Here is an 18701-nt window from a genome sequence, read left to right on the forward strand (position 1 = left end):
CTCACCGGCCGTTCAGATGGGCCAGTACGGCCAGCACCCTGCGGTGGCCGCTGTCGCTGGGCGGGAGCCCGAGCTTCAGGAACACGTTGCCGATGTGCTTGCTGACGGCGCGTTCGGTGACGACGAGGGTCTGCGCGATGGTGGTGTTGTCGTGGCCCTCCGCCATCAGCTTCAGCACCTCGCGCTCGCGCGGCGTCAGTGAGTCCAGGGGAGAGTCGCGGCGCCGGGTGAGCGACTCGGTGACCACCTCCGGGTCCAGGGCCGTACCACCGCCCGCGACCCGGTCCAGCGCCTCGAGGAACTCGTCCACCCGGCCCACCCGGTCCTTGAGCAGATAGCCGACCCCGCTCGCCCCGCCGCCCAGCAACTCGGCGGCGTACGACTCCTCCACGTACTGCGAGAGCACCAGCACGGGCAGCCCGGGAATCCTCTCGCGGGCCTCCAGCGCGGCGCGCAGGCCCTCGTCCCGGAAGCCCGGCGGCATCCGTACGTCGAGCACGGCCGCGTCCGGACGGTGCTCCAGCAGCGCCGGGAGGACCTCGGGGCCGGTGCCGGCGACGGCCGCCACCTCATGCCCGGCCGAGGTCAGCAGCAGCACGAGCCCTTCTCTGAGCAGGGCGTTGTCCTCGGCGATCACCACACGCACGGCAGCTCCACTTCGATCACGGTCGGCCCTCCGACGGGGCTGGCCACGGTCACGGTCCCGTCCAGGGCGGCGACGCGGCGGCGGATGCCCAGCAGCCCGGAACCGTCACCGGACTCGTCCGCGCCGCCCACGCCCTCGTCCCGGACGACGGCGCGCAGCCCGGTGCGCAGGCGTTCCAGGACGACCGACGCCCGGTCGGCGCCGCTGTACTTGGCGGCGTTGGTGAGCGCCTCCGCCACGGCGAAGTAGGTGGCCGCCTCGACCGCGGCCGGGGCCCGGACCCCCTCTCCCTCCAGACCGTCCACCCGCACGGCCACCTCGAGCCCGCTGACCGCGGCCAGCGCCCGCACCGCACCGACCAGGCCCCGGTCGGTGAGGATCGGCGGATGGATGCCGCGGACCACGTGCCGCAGCTCGGTCAGCGCCTCCTCGGCCTGGTCCTGTGCGCCGGCCAGCAGTCGCTGCGCGGCCTGCGGGTCGCGGTCGTAGGCGCGTACCGCCAGCCCGATCCGCATGGACAGCGCCACCAGCCGGGCCTGCGCCCCGTCGTGCAGATCCCGCTCGATGCGGCGCAGCTCGGCCCCGTGCGCCGCGATCGCGTCCGTCCGGGTGGCGGCCAGCTCCTCGACCCGGGCGGCCAGTCGCGCGCTGGGCGAGGGCTTGAGCAGGGTCTCCGACCAGCCGGCCTCCACATCGGCGAGGCGGGTGATCAACGGCAGGACGAGCGCCTCACGGCGCCACAGCCCGCACCACACGCCGTCGACGAGCAGTCCCAGCGGCCACAGGGGCAGCGCCAGGGCGAGCATGGCTCCGTAGACGTAGGAGGCCGCCATCCAGCGCAGGTCGGTCAGGGTGCCGGGGTCCCGGACCGCGATCCGCAGCCGCTCCCGCAGCGGGCCGGCGACCGGTTCGTACGCCTCGGGGATCTCCCGGCCCGTCCAGGCCGTCACCAGGCTGCGCTTCGCCCCGGCGATCCGGCGGATCAGCGGCACCGTCTCGGGCAGCAGCCACGCCCCCACGACGGAGACCGTGGCGATCGCCGTGATCAGCAGCACGGTGACGAACAGATACAGGCCGAAGGCCAGCAGCGCGGCGACGAACAGGTGGAGCGTGGCCCGTCCGGCCTGCCGCAACTCCCCGCCCGTGCGGGCCGGGCCGGTGACCGGACGGGCCGGTGGGGCCACCGTCATCCGGGGCGCCGCATGTGCCGGCGGATCCAGGCCGCCTGCCCGCCGTCGACGAGCAGATCGGTGCCGGTGATGTACCGCGCCTCGGGGCCGGTGAGGAAGGCCACGGCGTCGGCGATCTCGCCCGGTGTGCCCGGGCGGCCCGCGCCGCACGCGTCGAGCATCTTGAGCATGTGCCCGTCGGCGTCCGAGTCGGCCTCCGCCTTCGCCATGGCGGTGGCGATGACTCCGGGGCTGAGAGTGTTGACGCGGGCGCCGAGCCGGTTCCACGCGAGGGCGGCGGCCTGCACACGGACGTGGTTGGCGTGCTTGGCGAGGATGTAGGCGGCGGTCGCGTCGTCGCCGAGGGCCGTCACCGCGTCAAGCCCGAGCAGTTCCTCGGCGGGAGCCGTCGCCAGGGCGGCCTCGTCCTCGGCGCCGATCGAAGCCATGTGCCCGGCCAGACTCACGACACAGACCAGCGAGGTGCCTCTGACGGCCACCTTCCCGAACGCCTCGATCACATACACCGTGCCGAGCAGGTCCACGTCGAGGATTCTGCGGACCGAGGCCGTCGCGGCGGCGACTCCGGCGGTGTGCACCACCGCGGTGATCCGCCCCTGCTCCGCCGCGGTCCGGGCGAGTTCCTCGACCGAGGCGCGGTCGGAGACGTCGGTCGGTACGCCCCGCACCGCGTAGCCCTCGGTGCTCAGCTCCGCCACGACCTGATCGAGCCGTTCGCGCGAGTGGTCGGCGAGGATCAGCGTCCGCCCGCTGCCCAGACGGCGCGCGACCGCCGTTCCCATCCCGCCCGCTCCGGTGACGACGACCACGTCGCGCGGGTCGTCCGTACGGTTCTGCATCTGCGCTCTCCTTCGAAGAAAGGGCGGGGGCGACAACGGGGCCGCCCCCGCAGGGAGTCGGGATACCTGGGGTCAGGCCGCCTCGGTGCCGGCGGCCGGTGCGGCGTCGCTCCAGGCCGTCCCGCCCGCGATGGCCTGCCGCCATCCGCGGACGGCCTTGGGCGGCATGCCGACCGCCAAGGCGCCGGTCAGCCGCTCGCCCGTGCGATAGGCGGCCACGAACCTGCGCTCGGCCAAGTCCCCGTCCACGACGGCGACTTCGTCGTGGCCGCGCAGATAGCCGTACGCCTGGATCTTCATGTCGTACTGGTCGGACCAGAAGTAAGGCACCGGCGCGAACGGCCTGCGCGTATCCGGTGCGGCGAGCAGGTTGCGGGCGGCGGCCATGCCCTGCTCGGCGGCGTTCGTACGATGCTCGATCCGCATCGACGTCCCGAACAGCGGGTTGTCCCAGCGGGCCACGTCACCGGCCGCGTACACACCCGGCGCGGCCGCGCAGTACGCGTCGCAGAGCACCCCGTCGCCGACCGGAACCCCGCTGTCCGCCAGCCACTCAGTGTTGGGCAGCGAGCCGATGGCGACCAGGACCTCGTCGGCCTCGACCAGTTCGCCGTCCGCGAGCCGCACGCCTCCGTCGGTCACCTCGGTCACGGTGACGCCGGTGCGCAGCTCCACACCGTGGTCGAGGTGGGCCTGCGAGAGCACCTGGCCGACCTCGGTCCCGACGGCGTGCGCCAGCGGTACGGGAGCCGGTTCCAGCAGGGTCACCCGGGCGCCAAGACCCCAGGCCACCGCGGCGGCCTCGGCGCCGAGGAACCCGGCGCCCACCACGACCAGCCGGCCGCCCGGCTCCAGCCGCTCGCGCAGCGCGAGGGCGTCGTCCAGAGTGCGCAGCACATGGGCGCCGCCGTCACCGGGCAGCCGCCGGGGACGCACCCCGGTGGCCACGATCAGCCCGTCGTACGGCACTTGCTCCCCGTCGGCCAGACACACCGTACGGTCCGTCATGTCCAGCCCGGTCGCCGCCGCTCCCAGCCGCAGGTCGAGGCCGAGGGCGTCGAGGTCGGCTCGCGGACGCAGCGACAGGCGTTCGACCGGCCACTCGCCGGAGAGGATCTGCTTGGACAGCGGCGGGCGGTCGTACGGGGCGCGCGGCTCGTCACCGACGAGGGTGAGCGTGCCGTCGTAGCCCGCCCGGCGCAGGGTCTCCGCCGCCGCGAGTCCGGCGGCCGAGGCGCCGACGACCACGACGCGCCTCACGACTCGACCAGCCGGATCGCCGCGGCCGGGCAGATCGCCACGGCCTCCTCCACCTCGCCGCGCAGTTCCTCGCCGGGCCGCTCCTCCAGCAGGATCGCGACACCGTCGTCGTCCCGCTGGTCGAAGACGTCAGGAGCGGCCATCACGCACTGCCCCGACGCCACGCACTTCGGTACGTCCAGTTCCACACGCATCGTTGTCACCTCGGTTCTTTCTGAGTGGGGGGATCTGAGGGGGGAGGGGTCACCAGGCCACGGGCAGGCTGTGCACGCCGTAGGTGGTCCCGGTGTGGTCGAACTCCAGGTCCTCGACGGCCGCGTCCAGCCGCAGGGTCGGGATGCGGCGGTAGAGGGTGCCGTAGACGACCTGGAGCTCCAGGCGGGCCAGGTTCTGGCCCAGGCACTGGTGGGGTCCGTAGCCGAATGCCTGGTGGATGCGGGCCGGGCGGGTGATGTCGAGGCGCTCGGCCTCGGGGAAGACTTCCGGGTCCCAGTTCGCGGCGTGCAGGTCGAAGATGATGCCGTCGCCCTTGCGGATGACGACGTCACCGATCTCGATGTCGTCCTTCGCGACCCTGCGTACGCCGGTCTGGACGATGGACAGATAGCGCAGCACCTCGTCCACCGCGTTCGCGACCAGCTTCGGGTCGTCGGTCTCGCGCAGCAGGGCCAGCTGGTCGGGGTCCTGGAGCAGGGCGAGGGTGCCGAGGCTGATCATCGTCGCGGTGGTCTCGTGACCGGCGATCAGCATCGCGACGCCCATGTGGACGGCCTCGGTGTGCGTCATCTCGCCGGCCTGGACACGGCCTGCCATCTCCGAAAGCACGTCGTCGTCCGGGTCGGCCGTCTTCAGCTTGAGGAGGTTGTCCAGGTACGCGGCCAGCGCACCGCTGGCCTTCCTGGCCTCCTCCGGAGCCGCCGAACCGTCCAGGACCAGACTGCTGCTGCGCTGGAAGAAGTCGTGGTCCTCGTACGGCACTCCGAGCAGCTCGGCGATCACCAGCGACGGCACCGGCAGCGCGAACGCCGTGAGCAGATCGGCCGGGTTCGGTCCGGCGAGCATCCCGTCGATGAGCTCGTCGACGATCCTCTGGACCGGCTCCCGCATCTTCTCGATCCGCTTGACCACGAACGGCCCGTTGACGGTCCGCCGCAGCCGCGTGTGCTCCGGGGCGTCCGTGTTGGTGATCAGCCGCGGTGTGATCGGCGCGATCTCCGCCCGGTGCGCGTTGACATACGGGAAGCCGGGGTCGAGGTCGTCGTCGCTGACGCGGGAGTCGGGCAGCAGGGCCCGCTGGTCGGCGTGGCGGGTGACCAGCCAGGGTGTGCTGCCGTTCCAGATCCGCACCTTGGTGATCGGCTTCTCGTCCCGCAGTTCCTGTGCGACCGGGGCCGGGGCCAGCGGGCACTCCGCCGCGCGCGGCAGCGGGTACTCGGGCAGCGGGCCGGTGGCGCCGGTGACGGGGCAGGGCAGGGCATCGGACATGACGTCTCCTCAGTGATGGGGTGGGGGAGGGGAAGAGTTCGGGCATCGGTATGGAAGCGGAGCGGGCTGACAGCTTCCGGTCAGCTCCCTGACCTCAAGCTGACGTGACTCACGTCACTCGCCGGCGGATAGCGGTGTCTCAGGCGTGGGCCGCGTTCCGGTAGTTGGCGACGATCCCGCCGGCCGCGCCGAGCGAGACGAGCGCCATGGCGGCAGCGGCGGCGATGCCCTTCACGCCGTCCAGGGCGAAGTGCATCGCCGCGGCCGCACCGCCGTTGAACAGGAACAGGAACCACAGCGTGCCCGGCCTGGACAGGAAGCCCTTGATCCTCGGCTTCTTGGCGAGCCGCGTACCGGTGACGAGCGCGACGGCGGACCCGGCGATGGTGGCCACGTCCTTCTGGGTGCCGTCGAGGACGGAACCGGCACCCAGGGCGGCGCCCAGGCCGACGGTGAAGAAGCTCCAGAGCAGCAGGTTGGCGACGAACGACTTGACGGTGGCGAGGAACGAAGACATGGAGGTGCCTCTCGGGGTGGAATGCGGGGGAGGGAGGGGTGGGTTCGGCGTTTCCGACCTGCTCACCACGATCCCGTCCGCCGCGTGCCGCGACGAGGGAGCGCGCTCCCGAACCAGGGGTGCAGCCTGCTGCACCACGGCCGTTCAGGGGTCGGCGCCTCAGCGGACGCGCACTAGGAGCGCGCCCCGGAGATCTCCGTCGTTTCAGTAAGGGCTTCGGCCGGCTCGGCCGTTTCATCGGTGGCCTGCCGACGAGGGAGGAACGAGGCGAGGAAGAAGGCCAGAAGGGCGGCGCCGGCGCCGATGGCCATGACCGTCTTGAAGCCGTTCTCGGAGGGCAGGGCGTGGCCCCCGAAGCCGGTGGTCATCTGCGCCAGGATGACGCCCGCGAGGGCACTGGCGAACGACGTTCCCATGGAGCGCATCAGGGTGTTGAGGCTGTTGGCCGCCGCCGTCTCGGAAGCCGGCACCGCGCCCATGATCAGGGCGGGCATGGCCCCGTAGGCGAAGCCGACACCGCCGCCGATGACACAGGCGACCAGGACGATGTGCCAGACCTCGGACATCGACACGGTGCCCAGCCCGTACCCGGCGGCAACGACGACCGCGCCGATCATCAGGGTGACCTTGGGGCCCTTCGCCTTGGTGAGGCCGGCGGACACGGCGGACATGGCCATCATCACCAGCCCCTGCGGGGCCAGGATCAGACCGACGGCCAGCATGGACTTGCCCAGCCCGTAGCCGGTCTGCTCAGGCAGCTGGAGGATCTGCGGCAGGACGAGCGACATGGCGAACATCGAGAAGCCGAGCGCGACCGAGGCGAGGTTGGTGAACAGCACCTGGCGGCGGGCGGTGGTGCGCAGGTCCACCAGCGGCTGGGAGGTGCGCAGTTCGTACCGTCCCCACAGCAGGAAGACCAGGACCGCGGCGGTGAACAGACCCAGCGTCGTGCCGCTGGTCCAGCCCCAGTCGCCGCCCTTGGAGACGGCCAGCAGCAGGGACACCAGGGCGGCGGACAGGCCGAGGGAGCCGAGCAGATCGAAGCTGCCGCCGGTGCGGACCTTCGACTCGGGCACGATCAGTACCAGGAGGGCCAGGGCCACGACACCGAGCGCGGCGGAGATCCAGAACAGCATGTGCCAGTCGTAGCGGTCGGCGATGAAGGCGGCCGCGGGCAGGCCGAGGGCACCGCCGACGCCCAGGGAGGCGCTCATCAGGGCGGTGGAACCGGCGAGCCGCTCGGCGGGCAGGACGTCCCGCATGATGCTGATGCCGAGCGGGACGACGGCCGCCGCCAGGCCCTGGAGCGTCCGGCCGACGATCATCGGGACGAGCGAGTCGCTCAGGGCGCAGACGACCGAGCCGGACACCAGCAGCACGACGCTGGCGAGCAGCATCCGGCGCTTGCCGAACATGTCACCGAGCCGGCCGACGACCGGAGTGGCGACGGCGGCGGCCAGCAGGGTGGCGGTGATCGCCCAGGCGGCGTTCGACGGCGAGGCGTTCAGGAATCTCGGCAGTTCGGGAACGATCGGGATGACCAGGGTCTGCATCAGCGAGACCACGATGCCGGCGAAGGCCAGTACTCCGACCACGGCGTTCGATCTGGGCGGGGCGGACGAGCCGCCCTTCGCGTGGCGGGCGAGGGGGTGGGACATGGAGGCCTCCGTGGACGACGGGGGAGTGAGGTTGCTTGACTTAGGCAAGCAGATTTCCCTTGTCTAAGTCAAGCAACTTTTCCATTGCTTAACTCAGGCAAATATGCCTACGCTGAGTGCATGTCCACACCGCATCCAGTGGCGGAGCCCGCCTCGACGGCCCTGGCCGAGATCGAGCAAGCCCTCACGCGCATCACGTACCTGGCCGGCCGGACCCGGCAGCACGAGCGTCTGATGGCCGAGTCGGGATTGACCCTTGACCGGGCCGCCGCGACGATCCTGACGCACATCGCCGGGAGCGACCCGCCACGCCCCGGCGTCCTGGCCGCCCGGCTGTCGGTGGAGGCGTCCCACGTCACCCGGCAGCTGCGGCAACTGGAGCGGGCCGGCTACGTCGTCCGCGTCCCCGACCCGGACGACCGGCGCGCCCAGCGCGTCCAGCTCACCGAGACCGGCCTGGTCGCCGCCGAGCGCATGCGGGAGGTCCGGCGGCGGGGCATGGAGATGGCGCTGTCCGCCTGGCCCGCCGGGGAGCTGCGGCAGCTCGCCGGGTTCCTCCGCCGGCTCCTCGACGACTTCGTCACGCACACCGAGAGCGACCTCGACGCCGGGCCCCCGGCACGCGACGCGGGGGAGCGGCGGACTTAGAGCAGAGGGGCGTCCGGGTCACCCGGACGTCTCGGCGGGCAGGGGCTGTTCCGCCCAGATCGTCTTGCCCGTGGGGGTCTGGCGGGTACCCCAGCGGTCGGAGAGCTGGGCGACGAGGAGCAGTCCGCGTCCGCCCTCGTCGAAGACGCGGGCCCGGCGCAGGTGGGGTGCGGTGTTGCTGCCGTCGGACACCTCGCAGATGAGGGTCGAGTCGCGGATCAGCCGCAGCTCGATGGGGGCGCCGCCGTAGCGCAGGGCGTTGGTGACCAGTTCGCTGACGATCAGTTCCGTGGTGAACGCCGCCTCCGTCAGTCCCCAGGAGGCCAGTTGTCCGCCCGCCAGCTTGCGGGCCCGGGCCACGGCGGCGGGGTCCGGTGGCAGCTGCCAGGTGTGCACCTGCCCGGCGCCGAGCGCGGCGGTCCGGGCCAGCATCAGCACGATGTCGTCGGCGGAACGGCCCGCCAGCACGGTGTGCAGCACCTGGTCACAGGTCTCCTCCAGCGCCTCGGCGGGGCTGCTCAGGGCCTGGCGCAGCAGACCGAGCCCGACCTCGATGTCGTGGTCGGCGGCCTCGATCAGCCCGTCGGTGTAGAGGGCGAGCAGGCTGTTCTCCTCCAGCCGGACCTCGGCCGCTTCGAACGGCAGGCCGCCCAGGCCCAGTGGCGGCCCGGCCGGCAGGTCGAGGAAGCGCACGCCGCCGTCGGGCGTGACCACCGCGGGCTGCGGATGCCCCGCGCGGGCCATGGTGCAGCGGCGGGACACCGGGTCGTACACGGCGTACAGACAGGTGGCGCCGACCTGCCCCGACGCCTCCGCCGACCGCCCGCGCACCTCCGGGCCCTCTTCCCGGTCGAGCCTCAGGACGAGATCGTCCAGCTGGGTGAGCAGCTCGTCGGGGGCGAGATCGACATCCGCGAGCGTCCGTACGGCCGTCCGCAGCCGGCCCATCGTGGCCGAGGCGTGGATGCCGTGGCCCACCACGTCGCCCACCACCAGGGCGACCCGGGCGCCGGACAGCGGGATCACGTCGAACCAGTCGCCGCCGATCTCCGCCCCGGAACCGGTCGGCAGATAGCGGTAGGCGACCTCCATCGCCGCCAGTTCCGGAGGCCGGTCGGGCAGCAGGCTGCGCTGGAGCGCCAGTGCCGTACGGCGTTCCCGGGTGTAGCGGCGGGCGTTGTCCACGCTCACCGCCGCCCTGGCGACGATCTCCTCCGCGAGCAGCAGGTCGTCCTCGCTGAACGGCTCCGGCGTCCGGTGCCGCAGGAAGTGCACCAGACCCAGGGTCACCCCCCGGGCCCGCAGCGGCACCATCATCACCGAGTGGATCATGTGCTTGGCCACGGATTCGGCGCGGGCGGGCGAGGACCTGATCCACTCCCGCATCCCCGGATCCCCCGGCCGGTGCCGGGCGCCCCGGCCGGCGACCAGCGTCCGCACCGGCAGCGTGTCCACGGGGTAGAGCGTCGTCCCGCCCGAGGGGATCACCGACTCGGGGCAGCCCTCGAGCACCGACCGCTGCGCGGTGCGCCGCACGGTGACCGGCGCGTCCAGCGGCAGCGGTTCCGGCTCGTCACCCAGGGCGACGGACTCCAGCAGGTCCACGGTGACGAAGTCCGCGAACCCGCTCACGGCCACCTCGGCCAGCTCGTCCGCCGTCCGGGCCACGTCCAGGGTGCTCCCGATGCGGAGGCTGGCGTCGTTGAGCACCGCCAGCCGGCGGCGGGCCCAGGACCGCTCCGTGGTGTCGAACACGGTCGCGGACAGCCCCTGGACCGTGCCGGTCTCGTCCTTCAACGGCGACATGTACATGGACCAGGCGTGCGTCCGGGTCTCACCCGGGGCCCGGACGCGCTCCTCGTGGAAGATCATCTCGCCGGTGCGCAGGACCTCCCGCTGGAGGCGGTCGTACTCGTCGAAGGGCCAAGCGGGCTGGATCTCCCACAGCGTCAGGCCCTTCATCTCCTCCTCGGTCCGGCCCATCACCTGCGTCATGACCTCGTTGGCGGCCACGAGCCGGGCCTCGAGGTCGTAGACGGCCACCGGTACCGGGAGCTGGGAGAGCGTGAGGTCCCACAGGGGCACGGTCCCGTGCCCGCCCCGCCGCGCCGTGTGCGCCGGTGCGGCGCCGGTCACCAGCCAGAGCCGCCGGTGGCCGGCGTCCGTCAGAGGCGTTCCCTGCAGCCGGACCACGACCCGGTCGCCGTCCCGGCTCCGGAGCGCCACCTCACCGGCCCACCGCTGCCCGTCGGCCACATGCCGCCGCGTGGATTCCGGGAGGTCGGCGGCGAGCAGTGCGCCGACGGCCCGGCCCACGATCTCGGCGGCGTCGTATCCGAGCAGGCGGCGAGCGCCGTCGCTCCACACCATGATCGCCCCACGGGCGTCGACGACGACCGCGAGGTCCTCCGGTACGCGTCCCTCCACGGTGCCTCCGGGTGTGACGCCCTCGCCCTCGCTGGTTCCCCGGCCTTCTTTTCGGGGAGGGCCGCCGGGTACCCCGTTCCGGCTTTCCCCTACCCTCCCGCCGTCGGCGGTCGTGTTCTCAGATGGCCGCGCGAATCGCCCGCTCGAACCCCTCGACATGGCCGCGGGCGAGCTGTGCCGCCTTCTCCGGTTCACCCGCCACGATCGCCTCGATCAACGGCCCGTGCTCCTCGACGTGGCCGGCCATGTCGGACAGGCGGTCGAGGAACAGGCACCAGATGCGGGTGGCGAGGTTGTCGTGGCGGACGAGGGTGTCCTCCAGGTAGGGGTTGTGCGCGGCGGCGTAGACGGCGCGGTGGACCTGGAGGTCCAGGTGCATGAGCGCGGTGTCGTCGTGCCGGCCGGAGTCCGCGCTCGCCAGCTCCTGCCGCAGGGCCGTCAGGACCGCCCGGTCCGCGGCCGTGGCGCGGCGCGCGGCCTGGGCGGCGGCCAGCGGCTCCAGCTCCTGGCGCACCTCGGAGATATGAGCCAGGTCCGTGATGTTGACCTCGGTGGCGAAGGTGCCGCGCCGGGGGTAGGTCGTGATCAGCCGCTCGTACTGGAGCCGCTTGAGCGCCTCGCGCACCGGCGTCCGTCCGACGCCGAGGGACTGTGCCAGCTGCTCCTCGTGGATCGGCGCGCCCGGGCGGATCTCGAGCATGACGAGCCGGTCGCGGATGGCGCGGTAGGCCCGCTCGGCGAGCGACAGCTCCTCGCCCCCGGGCGCTCCGCCGCTCGGCTCTCCGCCTCCGGGCTCGGTCGCCAGCTGCTGCATGAATGCCCCCTTGACCTGTCCGGCGAGCTCCCATACCGTACCGCAGAGTCTGATATATCAGTTGCGCATTAGTCGGCTACCAGGATGGTGCACAGATGGCAACCAGCCCGTCGGCCAGCACGCTCGCCTCCCCCCTCGCCCTCCCGCTCGGCGAACTCGACCCGGACGTCGCCACCGCCGTGAACGCCGAGCTGCACCGCCAGCAGTCCACCCTCGAGATGATCGCCTCGGAGAACTTCGCCCCGGCCGCCGTCATGGAGGCGCAGGGCTCGGTCCTGACCAACAAGTACGCCGAGGGCTACCCGGGCCGCCGCTACTACGGCGGCTGCGCACACGTCGACGCCGTCGAGCGCCTGGCCATCGCCCGGGTGAAGGAGCTGTTCGGCGCCGAGCACGCCAACGTCCAGCCGCACTCCGGCGCCCAGGCCAACGCCGCCGCGATGTCCGCGCTGCTCAAGCCGGGCGACACGATCCTCGGGCTCGACCTGGCGCACGGCGGTCACCTGACCCACGGCATGCGCCTCAACTACTCCGGCAAGCTGTACGACGTCGTGCCGTACCACGTGCGCGAGTCCGATCTGAGGGTCGACATGGACGAGGTCGAGCGACTCGCCCTCGCGCACCGGCCCCGGATGATCGTCGCCGGCTGGTCGGCCTACGCCCGGCGGCTGGACTTCGCCGCGTTCCGGCGGATCGCCGACCAGGTGGGCGCGTATCTGCTCGTGGACATGGCGCACTTCGCCGGGCTGGTGGCCGCCGGCCTCCACCCCAGCCCGGTGCCGTACGCCGACGTCGTCACGACCACCACGCACAAGACCCTCGGCGGCCCGCGCGGCGGTGTGATCCTCAGCCGCGCCGACTTGGCCAAGAAGATCGACTCGGCCGTCTTCCCGGGCCAGCAGGGCGGCCCGCTGCAGCATGTCATCGCGGCGAAGGCGGTCGCCTTCAAGGTGGCGGCGGGGGAGGAGTTCAAGGAGCGGCAGCAGCGCACCCTGCACGGCGCCCGCGTCCTCGCCGGACGGCTGCTCGCCGACGACGTCGCCGAGGCCGGGATCACGGTGCTCACCGGCGGCACCGAGGTCCACCTCGTCCTCGTCGACCTGCGGAACTCCGCGCTCGACGGCCGGCAGGCCGAGGACCGGCTGCACCGCGTCGGCATCACCGTCAACCGCAACGCGGTGCCGTTCGACCCACGCCCGCCGATGGTCTCGTCGGGGCTGCGGATCGGCACCCCGGCCCTGGCCACCCGCGGCTTCGGCGACGCGGAGTTCCGCGAGGTGGCCGACATCATCGCCCAGGCCCTGAAGGGCGAACAGCCCGACGACGCACTGCGCGACCGGGTCGGCGGGCTCGCCGCCGCCTTCCCCCTCTATCCCCACCTGTCCCACGCGAACGGAGGCGCGGCATGACCGCCCAGCCGCTGCCGGAGCACCCGGACTTCCTGTGGCGCAATCCCGAGCCGCGCTCCTCGTACGACGTCGTCATCGTCGGCGCGGGCGGCCACGGCCTGGCCACCGCCTACTACCTCGCCAAGAACCACGGCATCACCAAGGTCGCCGTCCTGGAGAAGGGCTGGCTGGCCGGCGGCAACATGGCCCGCAACACCACGATCATCCGCTCCAACTACCTCTGGGACGAGAGCGCGGCGATCTACGAACACGCGCTCAAACTGTGGGAGGGGCTCCCCGAGGAGCTGGACTACGACTTCCTGTTCAGCCAGCGAGGCGTCCTCAACCTCGCGCACACCCTCCAGGACGTCCGCGAGGGCGTGCGCCGGGCCAACGCCAACCGCCTCAACGGGGTCGACGCCCACTGGCTCGAACCGGACGAGGTCGCCAAGGTCTGCCCCATCCTCAACGTCTCGCCCCGCACCCGCTATCCGGTCCTCGGCGCCACCTTCCAGCCCCGGGCCGGCATCGCCAAGCACGACCACGTCGCCTGGGCTCTGGCCCGCCGCGCCGACGAGCTGGGCGTGGACCTGATCCAGGGCTGCGAGGTCACCGGGTTCCTCAAGGACGGCGACCGCGTCGTGGGCGTCGAGACCGACCGGGGCCGGATCCTCGCCGGCCGGGTCGGCCTCGCGGCGGCCGGGCACAGCAGCGTGCTGGCCGAGCGGGCGGGCGTACGGCTGCCGGTGCAGTCCCATCCGTTGCAGGCACTGGTCTCCGAGCTGCACGAGCCGGTCCACCCGACGGTGGTGATGTCGAACCACGTCCATGTCTACGTCTCCCAGGCCCACAAGGGCGAGCTGGTGATGGGCGCGGGCGTCGACTCCTACAACGGCTACGGGCAGCGCGGCTCCTTCCACGTCATCGAGCAGCAGATGGCCGCCGCCGTCGAGCTGTTCCCCGTCTTCGCCCGCGCGCACGTCCTGCGCACCTGGGGCGGGATCGTCGACGTCACCCCGGACGCCTCCCCGATCATCGGCCGGACCCCCGTCGAGAACCTCTACGTCAACTGCGGCTGGGGCACCGGCGGTTTCAAGGCCACCCCGGCCGCCGGCTGGACCTTCGCGCACACCCTCGCCACCGGCGAGCCGCATCCGCTGAACGCCCCCTTCGCCCTCGAACGCTTCACGACGGGCGCCCTGATCGACGAACACGGCGCAGCGGCCGTGGCCCACTGAGGAGGACACCACCGTGCTGCTCATCACCTGCCCCTGGTGCGGTCCGCGGAACGAGACCGAGTACCACTACGGCGGCCAGGCCCACGTCCCCCACCCCGAGAACCCGGGCGAGCTCACCGACGAGCAGTGGGCCGCGTACGTCTTCTACCGGGACAACCCCAAGGGCCCCTTCGCCGAACGGTGGATGCACGGCACCGGCTGCCGCCGCTGGTTCAACGTCCTGCGCGACACCGCCACCCACGAGGTGCTGACCTCGTACCGCCTCGACGAGCCCCGTCCCGGAGGGAACCGATGACCGACCAGCGCTTCCGGCTCCCGCAGGGCGGCCGTATCGACCGCGGCACCGTGCTGCGGTTCACCGTCGACGGCCGGGAACTGACCGGCCACCCCGGCGACACCCTCGCCTCGGCCCTGCTGGCGAACGGCCTCGTCGAGGTCGCCCCGTCCCTCTACCGGGGCCGCCCGCGCGGCATCGTCGCCGCGGGCGCCGAGGAACCCAACGCCCTGGTGCAACTCGACGGCCCCTGCTCGGAGGGCATGCTCCCGGCGACGACGGTGGAGCTGTACGACGGCCTGTCCGCCCGCACCCTGTCGGGAATGGGCCGGCTCGACCCGACCCCCGACCCCGCCGTCTACGACAAGAAGTACGCGCACACCGATGTCCTGATCGTCGGCGCCGGACCGGCCGGACTCGCGGCCGCCGCCGCTGCCGCGGGCTCCGGCGCCCGTGTGATCCTCGTCGACGACCAGCCCGAGGCCGGTGGTTCGCTGTTCTCCGACCTGGAGTGGGTCGCCGACGTCCGGGCGGCCCTCGACGCCGCCCCCGAGGTCGTCGTGCTGCCCCGCACCACGGCCTTCGGCTCCTACGACGACAACTACGTGCTCGCTCTCCAGCGGCGCACCGACCACCTCGGAACGCTGGAAGGCGTCTCCCGGCAACGGCTGTGGCACATCCGGGCCCGTCAGGTGGTCCTGGCGACCGGTGCGCACGAGCGTCCGCTGGTCTTCGCCGGCAACGACCGGCCCGGGGTGATGCTCGCCGGGGCCGTGCGGACGTACCTCAACCGGTATGCCGTGGCCCCGGGTTCGCGGGCCGTGGTGAGCACGACCAACGACAGCGCCTACGACACGGTCGCCGATCTGCACGGCGCGGGCATCCCCGTCGCCGCCGTCGTGGACGCGCGTGCCGAGCTGTCCCCCCGGGCCGCCGAGGTCGCCATGGCGACCGGGGTGCGGGTGCTGACGGGCAGTGCGGTGGTCGAAACCGAGGGAGACGGACGGATCACGGGTGTCACTGTCCGGGCCCTCGACGGGGGTGAACCGGAGTCGTTCGACTGCGACGTGCTCGCCGTGTCGGGCGGGTGGAGCCCGGTGGTGCATCTGCACAGCCAGCGGCAGGGGCGGCTGCGCTGGGACGAGGAGCTGGTCGCGTTCGTCCCCGAGGGTGCCGTACGGGATCAGCAGGTCGTGGGGGCGGCGCGGGGATCGTACGACCTCGACGGCTGCCTGGCCGAGGGAGCGCGGGCGGGTGCGCGGGCCGCGACGGAGGCCGGGTTCCCGGTGCGGGTGCCGCCGGCTCCGCCCGAGCCGGCGCGGTCCGAGGTGCGCGCCCTGTGGCTGGTGCCCGGTGGTGACTCCTGGGACACCCACTTCGTCGACCTGCAACGCGATGTCACCGTCGCCGACGTCCTGCGCTCGACCGGGGCCGGGATGCGGGGCGTCGAGCACATCAAGCGCTACACCTCGCTCGGCACGGCGGGCGACCAGGGCAAGACGTCCGGTGTCAACGCGATCGGAGTGATCGCCGAGATCCTCGGCGGTTCGCCGGGCGAGATCGGCACCACGGCCTACCGGGCGCCATACACACCGATCGCCTTCGCCGCGCTGGCAGGCCGGGAACGCGGCGAGCTGTTCGACCCGGAGCGCACCACGTCCATCCACAGCTGGCATGTCGCGCACGGCGCGGAGTTCGAGGACGTCGGGCAGTGGAAGCGCCCCCGGTACTACCCGCGGCACGACGAGGACATGGACACGGCCGTGGCCCGGGAGTGCCGAGCGGCCCGCGAGGGAGTGGCGTTCATGGACGCCTCCACCCTCGGCAAGATCGAGATCCGGGGCGCGGACGCGGGCGAGTTCCTCAACCGCGTCTACACCAACGCCTTCAAGAAGCTCAAGCCCGGCACGGCCCGCTACGGCGTGATGTGCAAGCCCGACGGCATGATCTTCGACGACGGTGTGACACTGCGCCTCGACGACGACCGCTACTTCATGACCACCACGACCGGCGGCGCCGCCCATGTCCTGGACTGGCTGGAGGAGTGGCTGCAGACCGAGTGGCCCGAACTCGACGTGCACTGCACCTCGGTGACCGAGCAGTGGGCGACGATCGCCGTCGTGGGCCCGCAGTCGCGCGAGGTCGTCGCCCATCTCGCGCCCGACGTCGACCTGTCGAACGAGGCCTTCCCCTTCATGGCCTTCCGCGAGACGACCCTGGCCTCCGGCATCCCGGCCCGCGTCTGCCGGATCTCCTTCTCCGGCGAACTCGCCTACGAGATCAACGTCTCCGCGTGGTACGGCCTCGCGGTGTGGGAGGAGGTGGACGCGATCGGCCGGCCGTACGGCATCACCCCCTACGGCACCGAGACCATGCACGTCCTGCGGGCCGAGAAGGGCTACATCATCGTCGGCCAGGACACCGACGGCACCGTCACTCCGCAGGACGCGGGCATGTCCTGGGTGGTCTCGAAGCAGAAGGACTTCATCGGCAAGAGGTCCTTCTCCCGCGCGGACACCTCCCGCACCGACCGCAAACACCTGGTCGGCCTGCTGCCCAGCGACCGCACGACGCGGCTGCCCGAGGGCACCCAACTCGTCGCGCCGGACGTCTCCTTGGAGACGGTGCCCGTGCCGATGCTCGGCCATGTCACCTCCAGCTACCTCAGCCCGGCCCTCGGCCGCCCCTTCGCCCTGGCCCTCGTCGCCGACGGGCGGGCCAGGATCGGCGCGACGCTGCTCGCCCCGGTGGGCGAGGACCTGGTGCCCGTCGAGGTGGCCGACTGCGTCCTCTACGACCCCGAAGGGACCAAGCGAGATGGCTGAGCCCACGATCGACACAGGGCCGATGGCCCTGCGCAGAAGTCCCCTCGCCCACCTGGAGGACCGGATGCGCGCCGCCGCCGTCACCGGAGCCCGGGGCGTCACCCTCATGGAGCGGCCGTTCCTCACCATGGTGAACGTGCGCGTCGCCCCCGCTTCCGAGACGGCCGGGCGTATCGAGAAGACTCTGGGGGTGCGACTCCCGCGCGAGTGCGGCGACACCACCGCGTCCGGCCCCCACACGGCCGTCTGGCTGGGACCCGACGAGTGGCTCGTCATCTCCCGGGCCGACGGGACCGCCCTGACCGCCGAGTTGAGGGAGGCACTCGGGGGAGACCCGGGCTCGGTCGTGGACGTCTCCGCCAACCGCACCACGCTGGAGCTGCGCGGCCCGGCCGCCCGCCAGGTGCTGGAGAAGGGCTGCCCGCTGGACCTGCATCCCCGGGCCTTCGGTCCGGGCCGGGCGGTGTCGACCACGGTGGGCCCGGTCGCGGTGCTGCTCCGGCAGATCGACGACGCGCCCGCCTACCACCTGCTCCCGCGCTCCTCGTTCGCCGACCACCTGGGGCGCTGGCTCATCGACGCGATGAGTGAATTCCGCAGCGCGGAGGTGCACTGATGATCACGTCACCACAGACAGAGCACGTCCTGACCATCGACTGCCCCGAGGCTCCCGGCATCGTCCACGCCGTCTCGCGGTTCCTGCTGGAGCACGGCAGCGACATCATCGACAACCAGCAGTTCGGCGACCGCCGTGACGGACACTTCTTCATGCGGGTGCGCTTCGCCGCCACCGCCGACGAGACCGCGACAGGCACCCTGCGCCGTGACTTCGCCGCCGTGGCCGCCCCCTTCGCCATGCGGTGGCACCTCGAACCCGTCAGCACACGGCGCCGCGTGCTGGTCATGGTGTCCCGCTACGGCCACTGCCTGAACGACCTGCTCTTCCGCACCCGCAGCGGTGACCTGCCCGTCGACGTGGTCGCGGTCGTCTCCAACCACCGCGACCACGAGGCGCTCGTCACCTGGCACGGCATCCCGTTCTTCCACGTCCCGGTCACCGCCGCGACCAAGCCGGAAGCGGAGGCGCGACTCCTCGACCTCGTCGACTCGTTCGACGTCGACCTGGTCGTGCTGGCGCGCTACATGCAGGTGCTCTCGGACGGCCTGTGCTCCCGGCTGGCCGGCCGGGCGATCAACATCCACCACTCGTTCCTGCCGAGCTTCAAGGGCGCCAAGCCCTACCACCAGGCCCACGAACGAGGCGTCAAGCTCGTCGGGGCGACGGCCCACTACGTCACCGCCGACCTCGACGAAGGCCCGATCATCGCCCAGGAGGTCATCGACGTCGACCACAGCCACACCCCCGAGAACCTGGCCGCCATAGGCCGGGACGCGGAGTCGGCTGCCCTGGCCAGGGCGGTCCGCTGGCACTGCGAGGGCCGGGTGTTCGTCCAGGGCAGACGGACGGTGATCCTCCGCTGACGCCCGCGGA

General features: G+C 72.3%; 17 protein-coding genes. 7 read left to right on the forward strand and 10 right to left on the reverse strand.

The window, feature by feature from the left end; translation table 11 throughout:
* Nucleotide 1 precedes the first annotated feature (1 nt).
* The 8 genes from ACZ58V_RS19235 to ACZ58V_RS19270 all read right to left on the reverse strand — a co-directional run bounded on the left by ACZ58V_RS19235 (nucleotide 2) and on the right by ACZ58V_RS19270 (nucleotide 7595).
* A complete protein-coding gene (locus tag ACZ58V_RS19235) occupies nucleotides 2–646 on the reverse strand; it encodes a LuxR C-terminal-related transcriptional regulator (RefSeq protein ID WP_471290990.1) in 645 nt (214 codons plus the stop codon).
* Nucleotides 634–1836, reverse strand: a complete 1203-nt coding sequence (locus ACZ58V_RS19240) for a sensor histidine kinase (RefSeq protein WP_471290992.1) — start codon at nucleotides 1834–1836, stop codon at nucleotides 634–636. Before ACZ58V_RS19240 ends, ACZ58V_RS19235 begins: the two co-directional genes overlap by 13 nt.
* Entirely contained in the window at nucleotides 1833–2675 is an 843-nt protein-coding gene (locus ACZ58V_RS19245; RefSeq protein ID WP_471290994.1) for an SDR family oxidoreductase, read from the reverse strand. Before ACZ58V_RS19245 ends, ACZ58V_RS19240 begins: the two co-directional genes overlap by 4 nt.
* A gap of 72 nt (nucleotides 2676–2747) precedes the next feature.
* Complete coding sequence (locus ACZ58V_RS19250; RefSeq protein ID WP_471290995.1) at nucleotides 2748–3935, reverse strand: NAD(P)/FAD-dependent oxidoreductase; 1188 nt, start codon at nucleotides 3933–3935, stop codon at nucleotides 2748–2750.
* Nucleotides 3932–4129, reverse strand: coding sequence for a ferredoxin (locus tag ACZ58V_RS19255; RefSeq protein WP_184599145.1), 198 nt, complete (start codon nucleotides 4127–4129; stop codon nucleotides 3932–3934). Before ACZ58V_RS19255 ends, ACZ58V_RS19250 begins: the two co-directional genes overlap by 4 nt.
* 49 nt (nucleotides 4130–4178) lie before the next feature.
* Complete coding sequence (locus ACZ58V_RS19260; protein ID WP_471290998.1) at nucleotides 4179–5420, reverse strand: cytochrome P450; 1242 nt, start codon at nucleotides 5418–5420, stop codon at nucleotides 4179–4181.
* Between the two features lie 139 nt (nucleotides 5421–5559).
* Nucleotides 5560–5937 (reverse strand): hypothetical protein, encoded by a 378-nt coding sequence (locus ACZ58V_RS19265; protein ID WP_471291000.1) that lies wholly within the window; start codon nucleotides 5935–5937, stop codon nucleotides 5560–5562.
* A gap of 173 nt (nucleotides 5938–6110) precedes the next feature.
* The gene (locus ACZ58V_RS19270; protein ID WP_471291002.1) at nucleotides 6111–7595 is read right to left on the reverse strand and encodes an MFS transporter; all 1485 of its coding nucleotides are present in this window, start codon (nucleotides 7593–7595) and stop codon (nucleotides 6111–6113) included.
* Between the two features lie 120 nt (nucleotides 7596–7715).
* Between ACZ58V_RS19270 and ACZ58V_RS19275 the strand changes: the two genes are divergently transcribed.
* Nucleotides 7716–8243, forward strand: coding sequence for a MarR family winged helix-turn-helix transcriptional regulator (locus tag ACZ58V_RS19275; protein WP_468188813.1), 528 nt, complete (start codon nucleotides 7716–7718; stop codon nucleotides 8241–8243).
* A gap of 18 nt (nucleotides 8244–8261) precedes the next feature.
* Here ACZ58V_RS19275 and ACZ58V_RS19280 read toward each other — a convergent pair whose 3' ends face one another.
* Nucleotides 8262–10670, reverse strand: coding sequence for a SpoIIE family protein phosphatase (locus tag ACZ58V_RS19280; RefSeq protein ID WP_468188816.1), 2409 nt, complete (start codon nucleotides 10668–10670; stop codon nucleotides 8262–8264).
* Between the two features lie 118 nt (nucleotides 10671–10788).
* Entirely contained in the window at nucleotides 10789–11484 is a 696-nt protein-coding gene (locus ACZ58V_RS19285; RefSeq protein WP_468188818.1) for a GntR family transcriptional regulator, read from the reverse strand.
* Nucleotides 11485–11579: 95 nt separating this feature from the next.
* Between ACZ58V_RS19285 and ACZ58V_RS19290 the strand changes: the two genes are divergently transcribed.
* From ACZ58V_RS19290 to purU, 6 genes are read left to right on the forward strand one after another with little or no spacing between them, the layout of a single operon-like run.
* Entirely contained in the window at nucleotides 11580–12893 is a 1314-nt protein-coding gene (locus ACZ58V_RS19290; protein ID WP_471291004.1) for a serine hydroxymethyltransferase, read from the forward strand.
* Nucleotides 12890–14110: a sarcosine oxidase subunit beta family protein gene (locus tag ACZ58V_RS19295; protein ID WP_471291006.1), complete on the forward strand. Its 1221-nt coding sequence runs from the start codon at nucleotides 12890–12892 to the stop codon at nucleotides 14108–14110. The genes ACZ58V_RS19290 and ACZ58V_RS19295 overlap by 4 nt, the downstream gene beginning before the upstream one ends.
* Nucleotides 14111–14123: 13 nt before the next feature.
* Complete coding sequence (locus ACZ58V_RS19300) at nucleotides 14124–14405, forward strand: sarcosine oxidase subunit delta (protein WP_189724294.1); 282 nt, start codon at nucleotides 14124–14126, stop codon at nucleotides 14403–14405.
* Entirely contained in the window at nucleotides 14402–17209 is a 2808-nt protein-coding gene (locus ACZ58V_RS19305) for a sarcosine oxidase subunit alpha family protein (RefSeq protein ID WP_471291008.1), read from the forward strand. Before ACZ58V_RS19300 ends, ACZ58V_RS19305 begins: the two co-directional genes overlap by 4 nt.
* Complete coding sequence (locus ACZ58V_RS19310) at nucleotides 17202–17825, forward strand: sarcosine oxidase subunit gamma (protein ID WP_468188827.1); 624 nt, start codon at nucleotides 17202–17204, stop codon at nucleotides 17823–17825. The genes ACZ58V_RS19305 and ACZ58V_RS19310 overlap by 8 nt, the downstream gene beginning before the upstream one ends.
* On the forward strand, nucleotides 17825–18691 hold the full coding sequence (gene purU / locus ACZ58V_RS19315) for a formyltetrahydrofolate deformylase (protein WP_468188829.1): 867 nt from the start codon (nucleotides 17825–17827) through the stop codon (nucleotides 18689–18691). The genes ACZ58V_RS19310 and purU overlap by 1 nt, the downstream gene beginning before the upstream one ends.
* Nucleotides 18692–18701: the final 10 nt, after the last annotated feature.

Source organism: Streptomyces sp. NPDC040589 (assembly GCF_055594445.1).

Excerpts from the sequence above, each read along its gene's own strand:
- ACZ58V_RS19290 (WP_471291004.1), top strand. The coding sequence starts at position 11,580 with ATGGCAACCAGCCCGTCGGCCAGCACGCTCGCCTCCCCCCTCGCCCTC.
- ACZ58V_RS19265 (WP_471291000.1), bottom strand. The coding sequence starts at position 5,937 with ATGTCTTCGTTCCTCGCCACCGTCAAGTCGTTCGTCGCCAACCTGCTG.
- ACZ58V_RS19295 (WP_471291006.1), top strand. The coding sequence starts at position 12,890 with ATGACCGCCCAGCCGCTGCCGGAGCACCCGGACTTCCTGTGGCGCAAT.
- ACZ58V_RS19310 (WP_468188827.1), top strand. The coding sequence starts at position 17,202 with ATGGCTGAGCCCACGATCGACACAGGGCCGATGGCCCTGCGCAGAAGT.
- purU (WP_468188829.1), top strand. The coding sequence starts at position 17,825 with ATGATCACGTCACCACAGACAGAGCACGTCCTGACCATCGACTGCCCC.
- ACZ58V_RS19270 (WP_471291002.1), bottom strand. The coding sequence starts at position 7,595 with ATGTCCCACCCCCTCGCCCGCCACGCGAAGGGCGGCTCGTCCGCCCCG.
- ACZ58V_RS19255 (WP_184599145.1), bottom strand. The coding sequence starts at position 4,129 with ATGCGTGTGGAACTGGACGTACCGAAGTGCGTGGCGTCGGGGCAGTGC.
- ACZ58V_RS19275 (WP_468188813.1), top strand. The coding sequence starts at position 7,716 with ATGTCCACACCGCATCCAGTGGCGGAGCCCGCCTCGACGGCCCTGGCC.
- ACZ58V_RS19285 (WP_468188818.1), bottom strand. The coding sequence starts at position 11,484 with ATGCAGCAGCTGGCGACCGAGCCCGGAGGCGGAGAGCCGAGCGGCGGA.
- ACZ58V_RS19240 (WP_471290992.1), bottom strand. The coding sequence starts at position 1,836 with ATGACGGTGGCCCCACCGGCCCGTCCGGTCACCGGCCCGGCCCGCACG.
- ACZ58V_RS19260 (WP_471290998.1), bottom strand. The coding sequence starts at position 5,420 with ATGTCCGATGCCCTGCCCTGCCCCGTCACCGGCGCCACCGGCCCGCTG.
- ACZ58V_RS19305 (WP_471291008.1), top strand. The coding sequence starts at position 14,402 with ATGACCGACCAGCGCTTCCGGCTCCCGCAGGGCGGCCGTATCGACCGC.
- ACZ58V_RS19245 (WP_471290994.1), bottom strand. The coding sequence starts at position 2,675 with ATGCAGAACCGTACGGACGACCCGCGCGACGTGGTCGTCGTCACCGGA.